This window comes from Vibrio gazogenes (assembly GCF_023920225.1).
GTDB lineage: Bacteria > Pseudomonadota > Gammaproteobacteria > Enterobacterales > Vibrionaceae > Vibrio > Vibrio gazogenes.
The window spans coordinates 1435182-1451255 of sequence record NZ_CP092587.1 but is presented as its reverse complement, the minus strand read 5'-3'; the positions used below and the strand labels follow the sequence as shown (position 1 = coordinate 1451255).

The 16074-nt window shown below is 46.8% G+C and carries 16 protein-coding genes; 12 read left to right on the top strand and 4 right to left on the bottom strand.

From position 1 onward, the window contains the following. Positions 1 to 6 precede the first annotated feature (6 nt). The 6 genes from MKS89_RS06555 (at position 7) to MKS89_RS06530 (ending at position 4667) form a co-directional block, all read left to right on the top strand. Positions 7 to 732: an amino acid ABC transporter permease gene (locus MKS89_RS06555; protein WP_072957033.1), complete on the top strand. Its 726-nt coding sequence runs from the start codon at positions 7 to 9 to the stop codon at positions 730 to 732. Between the two features lie 2 nt (positions 733 to 734). After that, positions 735 to 1394, top strand: coding sequence for an amino acid ABC transporter permease (locus tag MKS89_RS06550; RefSeq protein ID WP_072957030.1), 660 nt, complete (start codon positions 735 to 737; stop codon positions 1392 to 1394). Positions 1395 to 1418: 24 nt separating this feature from the next. After that, positions 1419 to 2192: an amino acid ABC transporter ATP-binding protein gene (locus tag MKS89_RS06545; RefSeq protein WP_072957028.1), complete on the top strand. Its 774-nt coding sequence runs from the start codon at positions 1419 to 1421 to the stop codon at positions 2190 to 2192. Between the two features lie 22 nt (positions 2193 to 2214). After that, positions 2215 to 2598: a RidA family protein gene (locus MKS89_RS06540; protein ID WP_072957026.1), complete on the top strand. Its 384-nt coding sequence runs from the start codon at positions 2215 to 2217 to the stop codon at positions 2596 to 2598. 62 nt (positions 2599 to 2660) lie between these two features. Then, on the top strand, positions 2661 to 3413 hold the full coding sequence (locus MKS89_RS06535) for an IclR family transcriptional regulator (RefSeq protein WP_205409137.1): 753 nt from the start codon (positions 2661 to 2663) through the stop codon (positions 3411 to 3413). Between the two features lie 39 nt (positions 3414 to 3452). Next, the gene (locus MKS89_RS06530; RefSeq protein WP_072957022.1) at positions 3453 to 4667 is read left to right on the top strand and encodes an amino acid deaminase; all 1215 of its coding nucleotides are present in this window, start codon (positions 3453 to 3455) and stop codon (positions 4665 to 4667) included. A gap of 95 nt (positions 4668 to 4762) precedes the next feature. On the opposite strand, the gene MKS89_RS06525 is transcribed toward MKS89_RS06530, so the two are convergent. Beyond that, complete coding sequence (locus MKS89_RS06525; RefSeq protein ID WP_072957019.1) at positions 4763 to 5536, bottom strand: 2,3-dihydro-2,3-dihydroxybenzoate dehydrogenase; 774 nt, start codon at positions 5534 to 5536, stop codon at positions 4763 to 4765. 162 nt (positions 5537 to 5698) lie between these two features. Here MKS89_RS06525 and MKS89_RS06520 point away from each other — a divergent pair, with 162 nt between their 5' ends. Next, positions 5699 to 6880 carry an isochorismate synthase gene (locus tag MKS89_RS06520; protein WP_072957017.1) on the top strand — a complete coding sequence of 394 codons (1182 nt, stop codon included), beginning with the start codon at positions 5699 to 5701 and terminating at the stop codon, positions 6878 to 6880. Between the two features lie 10 nt (positions 6881 to 6890). Continuing rightward, on the top strand, positions 6891 to 8570 hold the full coding sequence (locus MKS89_RS06515; RefSeq protein WP_072957014.1) for a (2,3-dihydroxybenzoyl)adenylate synthase: 1680 nt from the start codon (positions 6891 to 6893) through the stop codon (positions 8568 to 8570). A 107-nt stretch (positions 8571 to 8677) separates the two neighbouring features. Here the strand turns inward: MKS89_RS06515 and tnpA are convergent, their stop codons facing one another. Continuing rightward, on the bottom strand, positions 8678 to 9139 hold the full coding sequence (gene tnpA, locus MKS89_RS06510) for an IS200/IS605 family transposase (RefSeq protein WP_252518336.1): 462 nt from the start codon (positions 9137 to 9139) through the stop codon (positions 8678 to 8680). Positions 9140 to 9341: 202 nt separating this feature from the next. Further along, complete coding sequence (locus MKS89_RS06505; RefSeq protein ID WP_072963261.1) at positions 9342 to 10241, bottom strand: isochorismatase; 900 nt, start codon at positions 10239 to 10241, stop codon at positions 9342 to 9344. Between the two features lie 341 nt (positions 10242 to 10582). On the opposite strand from MKS89_RS06505, the gene fepB reads away from it, so the two are divergent. Next, the gene (gene fepB / locus MKS89_RS06500; protein ID WP_235862450.1) at positions 10583 to 11533 is read left to right on the top strand and encodes a Fe2+-enterobactin ABC transporter substrate-binding protein; all 951 of its coding nucleotides are present in this window, start codon (positions 10583 to 10585) and stop codon (positions 11531 to 11533) included. Between the two features lie 137 nt (positions 11534 to 11670). Here the strand turns inward: fepB and entS are convergent, their stop codons facing one another. Beyond that, entirely contained in the window at positions 11671 to 12960 is a 1290-nt protein-coding gene (entS, locus tag MKS89_RS06495) for an enterobactin transporter EntS (RefSeq protein WP_072963267.1), read from the bottom strand. 123 nt (positions 12961 to 13083) lie between these two features. Between entS and MKS89_RS06490 the strand changes: the two genes are divergently transcribed. The 3 genes from MKS89_RS06490 (at position 13084) to MKS89_RS06480 (ending at position 16050) form a co-directional block, all read left to right on the top strand. Further along, positions 13084 to 14157, top strand: coding sequence for an iron chelate uptake ABC transporter family permease subunit (locus MKS89_RS06490; RefSeq protein WP_077316190.1), 1074 nt, complete (start codon positions 13084 to 13086; stop codon positions 14155 to 14157). Beyond that, the gene (gene fepG, locus MKS89_RS06485; RefSeq protein ID WP_072963270.1) at positions 14157 to 15194 is read left to right on the top strand and encodes an iron-enterobactin ABC transporter permease; all 1038 of its coding nucleotides are present in this window, start codon (positions 14157 to 14159) and stop codon (positions 15192 to 15194) included. The genes MKS89_RS06490 and fepG overlap by 1 nt, the downstream gene beginning before the upstream one ends. 118 nt (positions 15195 to 15312) lie before the next feature. Further along, positions 15313 to 16050, top strand: a complete 738-nt coding sequence (locus MKS89_RS06480; protein ID WP_205409092.1) for an ABC transporter ATP-binding protein — start codon at positions 15313 to 15315, stop codon at positions 16048 to 16050. Positions 16051 to 16074 lie beyond the last annotated feature (24 nt).

Here is a 16074-nt window from a genome sequence, read left to right as displayed (position 1 = left end):
TTAGACATGGATTATGATTTCAATTTCAGTGTTGTATGGCGAAATTGGGACATATTAATATCGGGGTTAGGCTTAGGTCTAGGTCTAGCCTTTATTTCTATTTTAATTGGCTGCGTGATTGGAATCATATGCGCATTCATGATGTTATCAAAAAATAGATACTTTAAATATGTTTCATCTATTTATGTTACGATCATCCGTAATACGCCGATCTTAGTATTAATACTCTTTACCTATTTTTCGCTACCGCAGATGGGGATACGTATCGGGAAAATAGAGTCATTTATCATAACGCTTTCTATTTATGCCGGCGCTTATCTTACAGAGGTTTTCCGCTCAGGATTAATATCGATACCGAAAGGGTTATATGAAGCAGGTTTGGCTATTGGATTAACACCGTTTCAGATAAAGCGGATGATCTTAGTCCCCATCATGATGCGCAACATATTGCCATCACTGACGAATAATTTTATTTCTTTATTCAAGGATACTTCTCTTGCAGCCGCTATTTCGATACCAGAGTTAACATTTTATGCGAGAAAGATAAATGTTGAGAGTTTTCGGGTGATTGAAACATGGATGGTTACGAGTGGCATCTATATTATTGCCTGTTTTTTACTTGGATATGCGTTCAGGATTTTAGAAAAGAAAATAATGATTTCTAAAACCAGAAAAAACAGTTCAACGCCTGCAAGCATAATTTCAAGCCCCCTTGGTAAGGAGAATTGCTAATTATGGATATAACCTACTTTTTACAGGAATTGTGGAATGCAAGAAGTGCTATCTACCACGGCGTTATCATAACGATTAGTATCTCTGCATTAGCGATTATCCTCGGTACGATGCTAGGTGTTATCGTTGGCCTTGCTCTTGAATATGGAAATTTACCGATAAAATTCATGTTTCGTATTTATATCGACATCATTCGAGGAACACCTGTATTTGTTTTAATACTAGCCATGTTTTATATCCCTTCTGCAGCTGGCTTAAATTTGGATGCATTTCAGGCAGGAGTGATTGCATTAACAATTTTTTGTAGTTCGCATATTGGAGAAATTGTCCGTGGGGCTCTCGCAGCAATTCCGATAGGACAAACAGAAGCAGCGAAGGCGATTGGGTTAACATTTTCAAAAACGTTTATCTATGTCTTGTTGCCTCAGGCATTGAGACAAATTCTCCCGACTTGGGTTAACACCGCGGCTGAGATGGTTAAAGCCTCAACACTGTTGTCAATTATTGGTGTTTTAGAACTCATGCTGACCACACAGCAAATCATTTCCAGAAACTTTATGAACATGGAGTTCTATCTATTCGCAGGTTTTATTTACTTCTGTATTAATTTCGGAATAGAGCAACTCGGCCGCTATGTCGAACGGAAAGTGACGATTAGCTGAATCGTATTATTTAAGGGATAAATTATGACGGATAGAAAGAAGCTGCTCAGTATTCGAGGTGTTCATAAATCATACGGAGATTTAGAAGTTTTAAAAGGTGTTGACCTTGAAGTCAAAAAAGGAACGACGGTCTCGATCATCGGCTCTAGTGGTTCAGGTAAAACAACGTTATTACGCACGATTAATCTGTTAGAAGATTATCAGCAAGGACAAATTATTCTAGATGGTCAAGATATGGGGTACTCCATAACGAATAGCAAGAGAGTACGTCATTCAGAGTCTGAAATCGCGAAACAACGCTCACATACCGGAATGGTGTTTCAACATTTCAACTTATTTCCACATATGACAGCCTTAGACAATGTCACACTTGGACTCTTAAAAGTTAAAAAAATGAGTAAAAGTGAAGCGACCGCCATCGCAGAGCATTGGCTGGATAAAGTGGGAATGTTAAGCCGAAAAGACCACTATCCCATTCAGCTATCCGGTGGGCAGCAACAGCGAGTCGCCATTGCCCGAGCGGTGGCGATGAGCCCAAAGCTCATGTTATTTGATGAAGTAACGTCTGCCCTTGACCCTGAGCTAGTCAATGAAGTTTTAAATGTCATGAAAGACTTAGCGAAGGATGGCATGACAATGGTACTTGTAACGCACGAAATGAAGTTTGCTTATGAAGTATCAGATAACGTTATTTTTATGAATAACGGACAAATAGAGGAACAGGGACATCCTAAAGAACTTTATCATCACCCCAAATCAAGCCGATTGGCTGAATTCTTGAAAAGTTCCCACTTTTAAATCTTATTAAGGAAATTTAACGATGACAATTAAACGATACGGCTGCGATACTCGTGGTGCCGCAGGCAAACAACTCCCTTTCGCAAGCGCTACCGAAGCAGATGGCTGGTTATATGTTTCAGGACAAGTCGCCATGGAAAATGGTGAAGTGATCAATGGTGGTATTATCGACCAATCACATAAAGCGATTCAGAACATGCTGAAAATTCTGAGAGAGGCTGGTTACGATGTCCAAGATATCGTCCGAATTGGTGTATGGCTTGACGATGCCAGAGATTTTTGGCCATTCAATGGTGTGTTTACTGAGTATTTTGGTGAATTCCCGGCAGCCAGAGCCTGCGTACAATCAAGTTTAATGGTTGACGCAAAAGTGGAAATCGATTGTGTTGCATATAAGCAAAAATAGCTTAAATCATGAATGGGGTAATCGATACCTCATTCTCATGAATATAATCATTGGAGGTCTTTGTGAGAGCCAGAGGGATAGAGCGAGCATTTCAAATTTTGGAATTTCTTCGAAATCATGAAAAAGCGGTCAGGCCAATTGAAATAGCAAAGGCGTTGCAAGCACCCACTTCTTCTATTTATGAATTAATAAAAATTATGCTTGATATGGGTGTATTAGAAAACTTTCATAAAGATGGCCGTGTTTTTTTGGGTAGACAACTGCATTTTTTAGGGACGAGTTATTTAAAAAATTTCAGCCTAGCAAGTGAAGCCGAAACCTATTTAGAACACTTATCTACGATGACTCGAGAAACAGCTCAGTTATGTATGCTTGACGGCCACAAATACACGGTTGCAATGATGAAAGAAGGAGATCGCCCCTTCAGAATTAGTGCGGATATCGGTGAAAAAGTCGCCATTCCTTGGACCGCGTCAGGTCGATTACTATTGAACCATCTGAGTAATGAAGAAATTTTGGCGTTCATCACCCCTGATGACTTCATTCTTCCGGATCGAAGTCGGTTGCCTGAAGAACAATTTCTCAAAGAATGTAATCAGGCAAAAGAGGAAGGTTTTTTTTCATTCAATAGTATCTCTGACACGTTCACACGATGCTTTGCTGCCCCAGTATTTGATGAAAACCGTGTGCCGGTAGCGACATTATGTTTAATTGCTCCAAAAGAAGATGCGTTACAGAATTTCGATTCCTATAAATCTGAACTGATAAGCTGCGCAAACAAACTGACACAAAAGCTGAATGGAAATAATGAATAAATAACAACAGCGGTTATTATTCGCTCAAGGATGAATCAAATGAACTCGACATATCTGGAAAAAGGCCACCCCATTAACACAGCAGCGAACATACTTCATGAAGATGTGAGCTTACCTGCGTTGCTTTTATATAAAGATAGAATAGAAAACAACATCCAATGGATGAAAAATTTTAGCGAAAAATATGACGTTCGGTTAGCACCACATGCAAAAACGACAATGACCCCTCAAATTCTCAAAGCACAATTATCGGCTGGTGCTTGGGGAATGACGGTTGCGAATGCGATTCAGGCTCAAACTGCTTACAATGCCGGATGTAAGAATATCTTAATGGCGAACCAATTAGTCGGAAAAGCAAACATGTCGATCATCGCTGATATTCTTGATAATAACAGCATCCAATTTTATTGCGTCGTTGATTCAGTCAAAAACGTACTCGCGTTAGATAAATTTTTTACTGAACAATCTCTGACTCTCAATGTCCTCGTAGAGCTCGGCGCACACCACGGTCGTTGTGGGTGTCGGACGGAAGAGCAAGTCAACGCCGTTGTTCAAGCAATCAACACGAGCACGTCACTACGCTTATCCGGTGTGGAATTTTATGAAGGTGTCATACATGGTGATGATGAAGTCACTCAAGTTCGCAATTTTATTCATTGGGTACTGAAAATCTTCAACTCTGATGGCTTCCAGTCATCAATTCGTTCTGAAAACGCAATATTAACCGGAGCCGGTTCTGCTTGGTACGACATTGTTTGTGAGGCTTTCAAAGAAGCGGATCTTCATCCGAACGTTGTACCGATTATTCGCCCCGGATGTTACGTGATTCACGATATGGGTATATATGAAGATTCTCAAGCACAGATTATGTTGAGAAATACACAGTGTCAGGCGAGTCATACAACGCTGCTGTCTGCTATGGAGCTTTGGGCCTACGTTTTATCTATACCGGAGCCGGGAGTCGCCATTGTTGGATTTGGTAAACGTGATGTGGCATTTGATGCCGGGCTTCCTATCCCATTGACTTATTATCATGTCGGAGACAAAGCACCGCTAACCATTCATTCAGGGACATGTGTTGTAAAAGATATTATGGACCAACATGCATTCATGACTTTTAGCATCGATTTACAAGTCGGAGATATGATTAGTTTTGGGACATCCCACCCTTGTTTAACTTTTGATAAGTGGCGTGAAATCGCAGTTGTGGATTCGAGCTTTAACATCATCGACCGATACAATACTTATTTTTAAACTTGGGCAGCAACCATCCGACCTCGCATCATCAATCACCACCGATAAAAGCGGTGGTGATTCGATTTGCCTCAATGACTCCGTTCGTTACCGGGTCAGTTATCCAGCGTGGCGCCACCATCGACCCGCAGGTCATGCATGGTGATTTGGCGGGCCGCGTCAGATAGCAGAAAAAGCACACTCTTTGCGATATCAGCCGGTTCAGCGATCCTGCTTAACGGAATGCCCAGACGATATTGTTCGAGATTGCCTTCAATCACTTGTTGTTCACCATAATTATCACGCCAAAGCTGCGTCTGCATCTCTGTTCTGGTCGAGCCCGGGCTGACAATGTTGCAACGAATACCGTACTCCGCCAACTCCAGTGCACAGCACTTCACCAACATATGTAAAGCAGATTTTGATGCAGCATAGGCACCAATATTCAATCTTGGTGTATTGGCCGAATTCGAACCAATCACCACGATACTCCCCGATTGACGGTGTTTCATTCCCTCGGCGACTTGTTGAATCATGGTCAAAGCACCGAAGGTATTGATGTCAAACATTTGCCTGATGTCTTCAGCAGCCATGGCGTGGACATTTCCGATGCTTAATACTCCGGCACAACTGACAAAATGATCGAACTGATATTCACGGCAAAGCTGCGCAACCTGCTGCGCCAACCGGGGATCAAGCAGATCGATGGCGTAATAATCGAGCTGATCACCATACGTCTGTTTAAAATCATCCAACTTTGTCTCAAGAGCGTCGATGCATCGATCGGTTGCAACGACCTTGTACCCCTCAACCAACAGCCGATCCAATACTGCATATCCAATCCCCTGACTTGCTCCGGTAAGCAATACCGTTTCGTTATTTTGTTTCAACTCAACGTCTCCTGTTGCGATTCATGATTATGACGATTATCAATCTATAAACAAGATAAATTATCATTTGAAATTGATAATCGTTCTCACCTATAATCCTACCAATGTTTTGTGTATGAAACAAATGGCAAATATTTGTCACCAAATTTGAAAGAGGTAATTATGAAACGCGAAGTTGTTGGATTCTCCAAAATGGCTCAAGAGCTCTTGAACCAAGAACTAGAAACAGCGCCTTTTTTCTTTGCATCACCAAACAACTCCATGCTGGGTGTCGGTATTGAACAACAATTCAATCAGGCCATCCCCTTTTCCGAGCTTGCCCAACGCGCCAATCAAATGCTTGAGCAGGCGAAAACATCAGCCAATGATAATCCGGTGTTGTTTGCCACGGTGCCGTTTGACGAAAACACGCCGACGAAGTTTTTTATTCCTCAAAAACTGTATGTCTCCAGTAGTGCCAGAGGGAGTAAAAATGACGCCCTTAGCCCCAACAAAGCAACGGTTATTTCTCCGCCGACCGGTAATGACTATAAACAAGGCGTCTCTACCTTATTGAATTTATTCAATACCACAGAGCTTTCTAAAGTGGTTCTCTCCCGCTCTGTGCGCATCGCAACCGATCAAAACATTAGTCAAACCGCACTACTCAGAAATCTGCTTTCTATCAACGCGCGCGGTTACACATTTGCTGCGGATATCGGAGACAATGCCAAACTGATGGGGGCCAGCCCTGAGTTACTGTTAGCCAAAAAAGGCGGACACGTGATGTCAAACCCACTTGCAGGCTCACGTCCCAAATCAACCAACGCGTCAGATAACCAACGCTCTCATACCTCATTACTCGATACCCAAAAAGACTTAAATGAACATAGCTTTGTGGTCGAAGAAGTTGAGAAAGTCTTGAGCCGTTACTGCCGGAATCTCTTTACACCGATGGTGCCATCGGTCATCGAGACCGAAACCATGCTGCACCTGTCGACGGTGTTAGAAGGTCAGGCGATTGACCCGGATGTGAACGCGCTGCAAATCGCCGCAGAACTTCACCCAACGCCCGCCGTTTGTGGTTTCCCAAGACAATCGGCTTATCAAGCCATCAAGCAGATCGAAACGTTTGAGCGCGGGTATTTCAGTGGCATGATTGGCTGGTGTGATGCACGTGGTAACGGTGAGTGGGTGGTGACGATTCGTTGTGCCGAAGTCAGTCAACGCGAAATGTGTATTTTTGCCGGTGCGGGCATTGTTAACGAGTCTTCTCCGCAAAGTGAACTTGAAGAAACCGGTGCGAAAATGGGCACCATTTTAAAGGCTGCGGGCATTCAACTTGACGACCGACTGATAGCATAAGGGACATACCGTGACTTCTTTAACACCGTTAGACTTTACCCCTTGGCCAGCGGAATATGAGCAGCACTACCGCAAGCAAGGATACTGGCAAGACCGGACACTATTTGATTGCTTATCGGCAACCGTAGATCAGTCACCGGATGCCATCGCCCTTGTGTGTCAGGATCAACAATATACGTATCAACAAATGCGGCAAAACATCGTCCGGCTTGCACAAGGCTTTGTTTCTCTGGGTCTCAACGCAGGTGACAATGTGGTGCTGCAAATGGCTAATGAAGCTGAGTTTTACTTCTGCTTTTTTGCCTTAACCATGCAAAGGATTAAACCAGTTCTCGCGCTGCCCGCCCATCGTCATATGGAATTAAGCTATTTCTGTCAGCACACTGAGGCAAAAGCCTATATTTTTTCTGACCAGATCACCGGTTTTGATGCTCAAAAACAGGCTTTACAGCTGCTTGAGACTTGCCCTTCGGTAAAACTCGCTATCACCTCAGGTACTGCGGCTCATCCCGAGATTCAAGCGCTCGACGCCCTCTACTTGGATGCAAGTGACCACCCCGCCTGTGACCGACCCGCCAGTAACCAGCACACTGATTCTGTACAAGGCAGCCCGGTAACGGATGTGGCTTTTTATCAGCTATCTGGCGGGACAACCGGCACACCAAAGTTAATCCCAAGAACGCACAATGACTACGTGTACAGCATAATCGGGAGTATTGAAATCTGTCGGTTTGGCCCGGAAACCAAATACCTGTGTGTTCTGCCGGCAGCCCATAATTTCCCATTGAGCTCCCCCGGCTCACTGGGGGTGTTTTTCTCCGGAGGTTGCGTCATATTAGGTCAAGATCCATCACCGAAAGCGGCATTTGGCTTAATCGAACGCCACAAAGTAACCGTATCCGCGCTGGTTCCGCCTTTGGCCTTACTCTGGATGCAATACGCCCCTTCTGCCTGCGAGGACATCTCCAGCTTAAAACTGGTTCAGGTCGGCGGCGCTAAATTTAGCCAAAGTGCGGCACAACAGTTGCCAGAGACATTGAACTGTCAATTGCAGCAAATCTTCGGCATGGCAGAAGGTCTGGTCAATTACACGCGATTGGATGATCCGATTGACGTTATCGTTTCGACTCAAGGGCGGCCGATTTCGCCCGATGACGAAGTGCTGGTCGTCAATGAAGAGGGAGAACCGGTACCTGCCGGTCAGGAAGGCCAGTTACTCACTCGCGGCCCTTACACCATTCGCGGTTACTACCGGGCCGCGGAACATAACCGACGAGCGTTCAATCATGAGGGATTTTATTCGACGGGTGATCTAGTCAAATTAACCCAAGATGGCAATATCATTGTCACCGGGCGCGATAAAGATCAGATCAACCGTGGTGGCGAGAAAATTGCCGCCGAAGAAGTCGAAAACGTTTTGCTGCAACACCCGGATGTACACGATGCGGCCTTAATTGCGGTTCAGGATGCGTTTCTCGGTGAGCGGAGTTGCGCCATTATCGTTCTCAATCAAACGCACCTCGACCAGGCAAAAACGATTAAACCAATTGTGTTCAAGCGTTTCTTGCATGGCAAAGGCCTCGCGGAATATAAAATCCCCGATCAAATCCAATTTATGGATGTTTTACCCAAAACGCCGGTCGGTAAAATTAATAAGAAGCGACTGAGAGAGCAGTTCTCGGCCAGCTAATGTAAAAGTATCCACCGGCATAGCCGGTGGTTTTTCATATGCGCCTATAAGGCTCTCCTACTGGCAGCGCCCTAGCAGGCGCGTAGTGATCTGACATTTGCATATGACTAGTCCCTGCGGCCCGTAAACGGGCTACCTGAATACGGAATCGACAATTGCTCTCCCATTTTATCCTGCTCTAGTTGGTGCTTGATGTAATTTTGTATCTTGCTCGTATTCTTACCTACCGTATCTACATAATAACCTCGGCACCAAAATTCTCGATTTCTATATTTAAACTTCAAATCCCCGAATCGTTCATAAAGCATTAGGCTACTTTTACCTTTCAAATACCCCATAAACCCTGAAACACTCATTTTGGGCGGTATTTCTAAAAGCATGTGGATATGATCCGCGCAACATTCCGCTTCAAGAATGTTCACATTTTTCCATTCACATAGTTTCCTCAATATTTCACCTATTGCTCTACGTTTTTCTCCGTAGAACACTTGCCTTCTATATTTCGGTGCAAAGACTATGTGGTATTTACAGTTCCAGCGCGTGTGCGCTAAGCTCTTTTCGTCCCCCATTGGGACCCCCTTTCAATTCTTAATTAACTCTTGTAGTTGCCAGACCACAAGACGTTTTTATCAAATTGAAAGGGGTTATATAACTGACTTATAGCTGTAAGCTTTACGGAACCCCCAGCCTAGCTGGGGGTTTTCTCTATACAAAAAAACCGATTTCATGTGAAATCGGTTTTTTGTATGAATCGTTTGATATCAAACGCAATCAGGCAACTGCGCGCGTTTGAGCCGCTTCCATCGTTTGCCACCACGCTCTTAACGTCACTTTTTGGATGACCTCCGAGAAAGTGACATCAACCCCTTGCTTGCGCCATTTTTCAAACAAGCTCATGGCGCGAATCGAATCCAGACCAAGCAGCATCAGATTTTCATCAACATCAATCTCTTCGACATCGAGATCTAAAATCTCCGCGACGTCTTGTTGCATGGTATCGAGATCAATCATGTCGAGAACCGTGGGCGTGAAGGATTGCACACTATGCTGAATTTCTTCAATCACACGCTGAGTGGATTTGACGCTCCCGGCTCTGCCCGTAATAAACTGCAACGCATATTGATGATCCGCCAATGAAAAATCGGCAACGGCATCACCAACCACAAAGGGCTGAATATCGAGCATAAAGGCATCCAGTGCTGTAGACAGCACGCCGATATGGGCATAAACACCCACAATGATCAACTGGTCGCGCCCCGTGTCGTTCATCCATTCCAACAGCGGGGTCTTTTTAAATGCACTATAGCGCCACTTCGTGTAAGTCACATCGTTGTCTTGCGGCGCGACATCCGTGATGATTGCGGTATCTTGGGTTAATCCGGCTCCCCAAAAATCGGTCAGTAACGCACGCTCTTGCGGATCCTGATTCGCGGGCTGGGCCGTATACACCACCGGAATCCCCGCCGTACTTGCCGCCTGTTTGATTGACTGAATATGTTGAATCAATGCAGGAACCGGTTCAGCTTTCTTATCGAAGAAATTAATAAAGTAATCCTGCATGTCGTGAATCAGCAGCACGGCTCTTTTTGCATCTAACTGCCAATTGACCTTGTTCACGGGGAATGAATCACTGGTGGGAATGGGGTATGCGGCTATCTTGGGAATTGCCATGACGATTATCCTTGTTGAAAAAATTGCTGACTGACTCACGTTCGCGAAACACAGATTCCGAAACACAGATTCCGAAACATAGAGTCACGAACAGAAGTAAACCGATATCAATTAGCACTGACAATTACACAAATGCTAACAATTATCATTCCCACAATAATAAACAGCCGCTTTCATAAAATCAATTGATAATGATAGCCATTCGCAATAAAGTATTCCCCCTGTAACTATTGACTCACGCGTTGTCACTGTATGGTTTCATCCAATCAGATCAGCGCTCGACAGACACGGAGCTCGTTATGCCTCGCTTATTTTCTCTCCTTTTGGGGATCTTATTTTCCATGTTGCTTACAGGATGCAACGACCATACAGCAGAGACCGCCTCAGAGGCAGACCTGACGATTTCCCAAGGCTGGCCGAAAACCATTACCAGCCATTACGGAAAAGTGACGCTGAGCGAACCACCGAAACGAATTGTGTCCACCAGCGTGTCGATCACCGGCACCTTGCTCGCCATCGATGCGCCGCTGATTGCCTCGGGAGGCTCACGCCCAAACACACACGTGGCTGACCAGAACGGTTTCTTTTATCAGTGGAACCAAGTCGCCTACGCACGCGGGGTCAAACCCTTGTATCAGGGCGTCGCCAATGCCGAAGCAGTCGCGAAACAAAAACCCGATCTGATTATTGTGTCTGCAACCGGCGGAGACTCTGCAGCCAAACTCTATCGGCAGTTCTCAACCATCGCACCGACGTTGGTCATCAATTACGATGACAAGAGCTGGCAAACGTTAGCGCGTCTGCTGGCTTCGATCACCGACAGAGAAAAACAAGCCGAGTCCGCCATCACCAAATTTGATACCGAATTGACGGCATTGAAAGCGCGAATTTCACTGCCTCCGCAGCCGGTCTCCGCGCTGGTCTATTACGGAGACAATCGGGGCGGCAACTTCTGGACCAATGACTCAGCGCAGGGACAAATACTGAATGCGCTGGGTTTTACCCTGAGCCCGCTCCCTGACGCACTGAAGCACAACCATCAAATGGGCCAACGCCAAGATATCGTGCCGGTCAACGGAGAAAACTTTGCCGATGCGATTACCGGCCGTTCGGTGCTGTTATTTGCCGCAGATAATTCGCTGATCAAGCAGGTTAAACATAACAAATTCATTGCCCATCTGCCGGCCATCAGCCAAGGCCATGTGTTCGCGATGGGCAACGACTCTTTCAGACTTGATTACTACAGTTCGATGAACTTGCTTGCCACGCTGGACAAGACGTTTAGCCGCTAAACGTCTTACCCATATCCGCGACCAATACCTTATCTACCAACAGAAACCAGAAACCGCCTCATTTGAGGCGGTTATCGTGGTGATTTCTTCACTGAGAATGAACATGCTGGTAACGGGATTCACTGAGCGCGGAATCGTTAGCCTGTCGTGGCTTGTGGTGAATCACCGCCCGCTTCTTCTTGTTGGGGTGCTAAGGCGGGATCAAACAAAGTTGCCTGACGTAAAGCACGAAACGCAATCACCATCAACATACCGATAGCGGTTGCCCCGACACCAAAGCTAAAGACCGACAGTGCCGGTGCCATGACTTTACCAAGTGCACCAAGCCCCAGCGCCCCGACAGAGTCTCCCGTCACATCCTGCGCTGTCCACAGGCTGCTGACACGTCCTAATAAGTGATCCGGCGTATGCCCCTGAACGATGGAATATTGCAGCAGAGAAGCAACGGAGCCTGCATAGCCATAGACCACCAGAATCGCTAAGAACAACCAGAAGTTACCTGCCAATCCCATGCAAACAATGGATAAGAAGGTACCCATCGTCGCATAAATCATCACCATACCGGGCTTGCGTGACGTTTTCACCCACCCGGACGTTAACGCACCGATCATGGCACCAAGGGGAATCGCTGAATACATTAAACCGGCATTCGTTGCATCACCGGTAAACGTTTCTAACGCCAATGCAGGGAACATCACCCGCACCGCTGTCGCCAAAGTCTCCAACGTTCCGAATACGACCACACAGCCAACCACTTTATTGGAAAACAGAAACTGAACTCCCTCATACAAAGAGAGTAAAGGATTCTCCGGTGTTTGATGCGTCGGTTTCATGGTCGGCAGTCGAAACAAGGGGATCAGGGTCCCTAATGTCCCAACCGCAGCGGCTAAATAGTTCCAACTGACATCACCAAATGAAATGATCAGACCGCCAATCGCCGGCGAAAGCACCATCCCGATGCGTACCGTTAACATACTCAGGGCCGCTGCCGCCGGTAGATTTTCTCGCCCGACAATCACTGGCAGCGACGCCATCAGCGCGGTCATACCCATTGCGCCAAAAAAGCCATCCCACACGGAGAGGAGATAAAGCGCACTCAATGATGCGTTCGCCAACAGGCTATTGAGCGCTAATGCCCCGAAACCGATACCACAGGTCGCGCGGGCAATCAAAATCAACTGACGCCGGTCATATTTATCGGCCAGCACCCCACCAAACAGCAGACCAATAAACATGCCGATGCCGTCTAAGGCCATAATCAAGCCAACCTGTAAGGTTGAACCGGTCATTTGATGAATCTGGATGGGAACGGCGACCGTCATCATACCTAAAGCGAGTACGGACATCATTCTGGCAATAAACACCATTCTAAAATGGGGGTTCTCTTTCAGCAGACTAAAATCTAATAGCAGTTTTCGCGTTGTCATGATCTTCTACGTCAAAATTTGAGGAATTTAAAGGCGTTACTCGTCGTGACGAGCGCTTAAAGCTTGAACATTCTAATCATTAATTTATAATAATGGAAATGATAATTGTTTTTATTAGCATCTATGACCAACTTATTTTCACCGCCCGAAACATCCTGTCACGATGTAAAAATCCCGAGACAACGTGCCATGCTTTCGACACGACTATCCAGCCCGTCAGGCAAACTCATCGCACTGCTACTCGCGCTACTGATGATCTGTACGGTGAGCATCTTTGTGGGTGCCAAAAGTATCTCACCCAGTATGGTGATGGATGTTTTACTCGCCAATACTGACTCGACTGAAAGTTTGATCATTGTTGAGAGCCGATTCCCGAGAACAGTGATCGGCTTACTCGTCGGTGCGGCTTTGGCTGTCGCGGGGTGCTTAATTCAATCCATCACGCGTAATCCCCTTGCCGATCCGGGGATTCTGGGAGTCAACGCCGGGGCAAGTTTCTTTGTGCTGGCCGGGGTGGTGTTACTCGGCAACCAAACGATGCCAGAACATCTCTGGCTGGCGTTTTTCGGGGCGTTGGTCACCAGTGTTTTTGTTTATTTTGTCGGAACGTACAAAGAAGCCCGCGTCAATCCGCTCAAAATTACATTAGCCGGGGTTGCTATCGGGGCGCTACTTGCAGGCGTGTCTTCGTCGATCACTCTGATGAATCCGATGGCATTTGATCAAATGCGTTTTTGGGATGCCGGTTCACTGGATATCCGCGATCTGTCCCTCGCGTCCATGGCGGTGTTACCGGTGTTATTTGGCATCATCGTCGCACTTGTGATTTCTCCGGCATTAGATAACCTTTCGCTCGGTGAAGACATTGCGCAAGGTTTAGGCACCAATGTGAAATTAGTACAACTTGCCGCTTTGTTCTCGATTGCCCTGCTGTGCGGCAGTTCAACTGCCATTGCCGGCCCCATTGGTTTCATTGGTTTAATGATTCCTCATATTGCCCGGCGCCTGTCGGGCCCGAACCAACTCTGGCTCACACTGTATGCGATTTTACTCGGCCCCCTGCTGATCATCAGTGCGGATATTGTCGGCCGGGTTATCGCCATCAATGAAATCCGGGTCTCGATTGTGACCGCTTTTGTCGGTGCGCCAGTGCTGATTTATCTGGCACGTCAAGTCACCTCTTTTGGTAAACTCTAATGCAACCATCGAATACAATTCTGCTCGGCAGCCAAACCGGCTGGCTCAATATTCTGCTCTCTAAACGGGCGCTGAAGTGGTCTTTGGCGCTGCTATGTTTCACATCTGTTGTCGCGGTGTTTGCGCTGTCCACCGGACAATTGAAAACAACCTTTGCTGAACTGTCACAAGTCCTGTTTGGTGAAGGAGAAAAATTCCTGACCACGGTCGTGCTGGAATGGCGCCTGCCCCGTCTCACATCGGGATTAGTGTTTGGCGCAGCGCTGGGCGTCAGCGGGGCGTTGTTTCAGTCTCTCATCCGCAACCCGCTGGGGAGCCCCGATGTGATTGGCTTCAACACCGGTGCTTATACGGGCGCGCTCGTGGTGATCATTCTGTTCGGCGGCAGCTATTTGCAGATTGCTTTCGGTGCCATTGTCGGTGGCATTGTGTGTGCCGGTATGGTGTATCTGCTGGCGTTTAAGCAAGGTATACAAGGCTTTCGTCTGATCATTATTGGCATTGGTGTCAGCGCGATGCTGAGCGCATTTAATACTTGGATGATGATTTCCAGCAGCTTAGAAACATCGATGGCAGCAGCACTTTGGGGTGCCGGCTCGCTCAATGGTGTGAGCTGGGATCAGGTGGTGCCATCCATGTCCTTCATCTGCGTTGCGTTACTGGCAGCGATGATATTAGCGAGAAAGATGAATATCCTCGAAATGGGCGATGACAGTGCGAATATGCTGGGCATCAGCAGTGAAAAAACACGTCAACTGGCGATGTTATTCGGCGTCATTTTAACGGCGGCTGTCACAGCTACTGCGGGCCCGATTTCTTTCATTGCGCTGGTCGCCCCACAATTGGCGAAAAAGCTGACCCGGGAAGGCGGCGTCGCCATCATTCCGTCGGCTTTAATGGGCGCCATGTTGCTGACTTTGTCAGACTTTGTCGCAGCCAACCTCTTCGCACCGAATCAATTACCGGTCGGCATTGTGACCATCAGTATTGGCGGTGTCTATCTGATCTATCTTTTAATTCAACAATCCGGAAGCTGATATTGTGACTAATGTACTGCCCACCACACGGACCGATAACCATAGCCATAATCACCATAGCCATAGTCACTATCGCCTGATAGCCGAAAACATCACGCTCGCCTATCAAGAGACGCTGATCACTGAAGGGTTATCACTCAAAATACCGGATAAACAGTTCACCGTGATTCTGGGGCCGAACGGTTGTGGCAAATCAACCCTACTCCGCGGCCTGAGCAAACTGCTCTCGCCAAGCAAAGGACAGATTTGTTTTGATGGTCAAAACCTCGAGCAATATCCGCGCAAAGCGCTGGCGAAAGCGCTCGGCCTGCTCCCTCAATCGGCAATCGCCCCCAGTGGCATCACGGTGCATGATCTTGTGGCGCGGGGCCGCTTTCCACATCAGTCTTTCATGCGACGCTGGACACTGGCGGACGAAAAAGCGGTCAATGATGCCATTCAGGCGACTCAGATTGAAGGATTGCTACAACAGACCGTTGAATCGCTGTCCGGCGGACAACGCCAACGCGTCTGGGTTGCAATGGTGTTAGCCCAGCAAACGCCTTATCTACTCTTGGATGAGCCAACCACCTACTTGGATATTGCCCATCAAATTGAGTTACTTGAGCTGTTCAGCACACTGAACAGACAAGACGGTCGCACGATAGTCGCGGTATTACATGACCTCAACCACGCGTGTCGCTACGCTGATCATCTGATTGTGATGAAATCCGGCACAGTGGTCGCGCAAGGGGCACCCAAAGACATCATGACCGAAACGCTGGTCCACGACGTCTATGGGTTAAACAGCGTTGTGATTGATGACCCGCTAACCCATACGCCATTGGTCATCCCCAAACCCTTGTCGAAACGCTAGCCAAAATCCGAGCAAAAATCGGCT

Coding starts and splice junctions, on each gene's coding strand:
- MKS89_RS06545 (WP_072957028.1), top strand. CDS start 1,419: ATGACGGATAGAAAGAAGCTGCTCAGTATTCGAGGTGTTCATAAATCA.
- MKS89_RS06505 (WP_072963261.1), bottom strand. CDS start 10,241: ATGGCAATTCCCAAGATAGCCGCATACCCCATTCCCACCAGTGATTCA.
- MKS89_RS06550 (WP_072957030.1), top strand. CDS start 735: ATGGATATAACCTACTTTTTACAGGAATTGTGGAATGCAAGAAGTGCT.
- tnpA (WP_252518336.1), bottom strand. CDS start 9,139: ATGGGGGACGAAAAGAGCTTAGCGCACACGCGCTGGAACTGTAAATAC.
- MKS89_RS06520 (WP_072957017.1), top strand. CDS start 5,699: ATGAAACGCGAAGTTGTTGGATTCTCCAAAATGGCTCAAGAGCTCTTG.
- MKS89_RS06540 (WP_072957026.1), top strand. CDS start 2,215: ATGACAATTAAACGATACGGCTGCGATACTCGTGGTGCCGCAGGCAAA.
- fepB (WP_235862450.1), top strand. CDS start 10,583: ATGTTGCTTACAGGATGCAACGACCATACAGCAGAGACCGCCTCAGAG.
- entS (WP_072963267.1), bottom strand. CDS start 12,960: ATGACAACGCGAAAACTGCTATTAGATTTTAGTCTGCTGAAAGAGAAC.
- MKS89_RS06490 (WP_077316190.1), top strand. CDS start 13,084: ATGACCAACTTATTTTCACCGCCCGAAACATCCTGTCACGATGTAAAA.
- MKS89_RS06530 (WP_072957022.1), top strand. CDS start 3,453: ATGAACTCGACATATCTGGAAAAAGGCCACCCCATTAACACAGCAGCG.
- MKS89_RS06555 (WP_072957033.1), top strand. CDS start 7: ATGGATTATGATTTCAATTTCAGTGTTGTATGGCGAAATTGGGACATA.
- fepG (WP_072963270.1), top strand. CDS start 14,157: ATGCAACCATCGAATACAATTCTGCTCGGCAGCCAAACCGGCTGGCTC.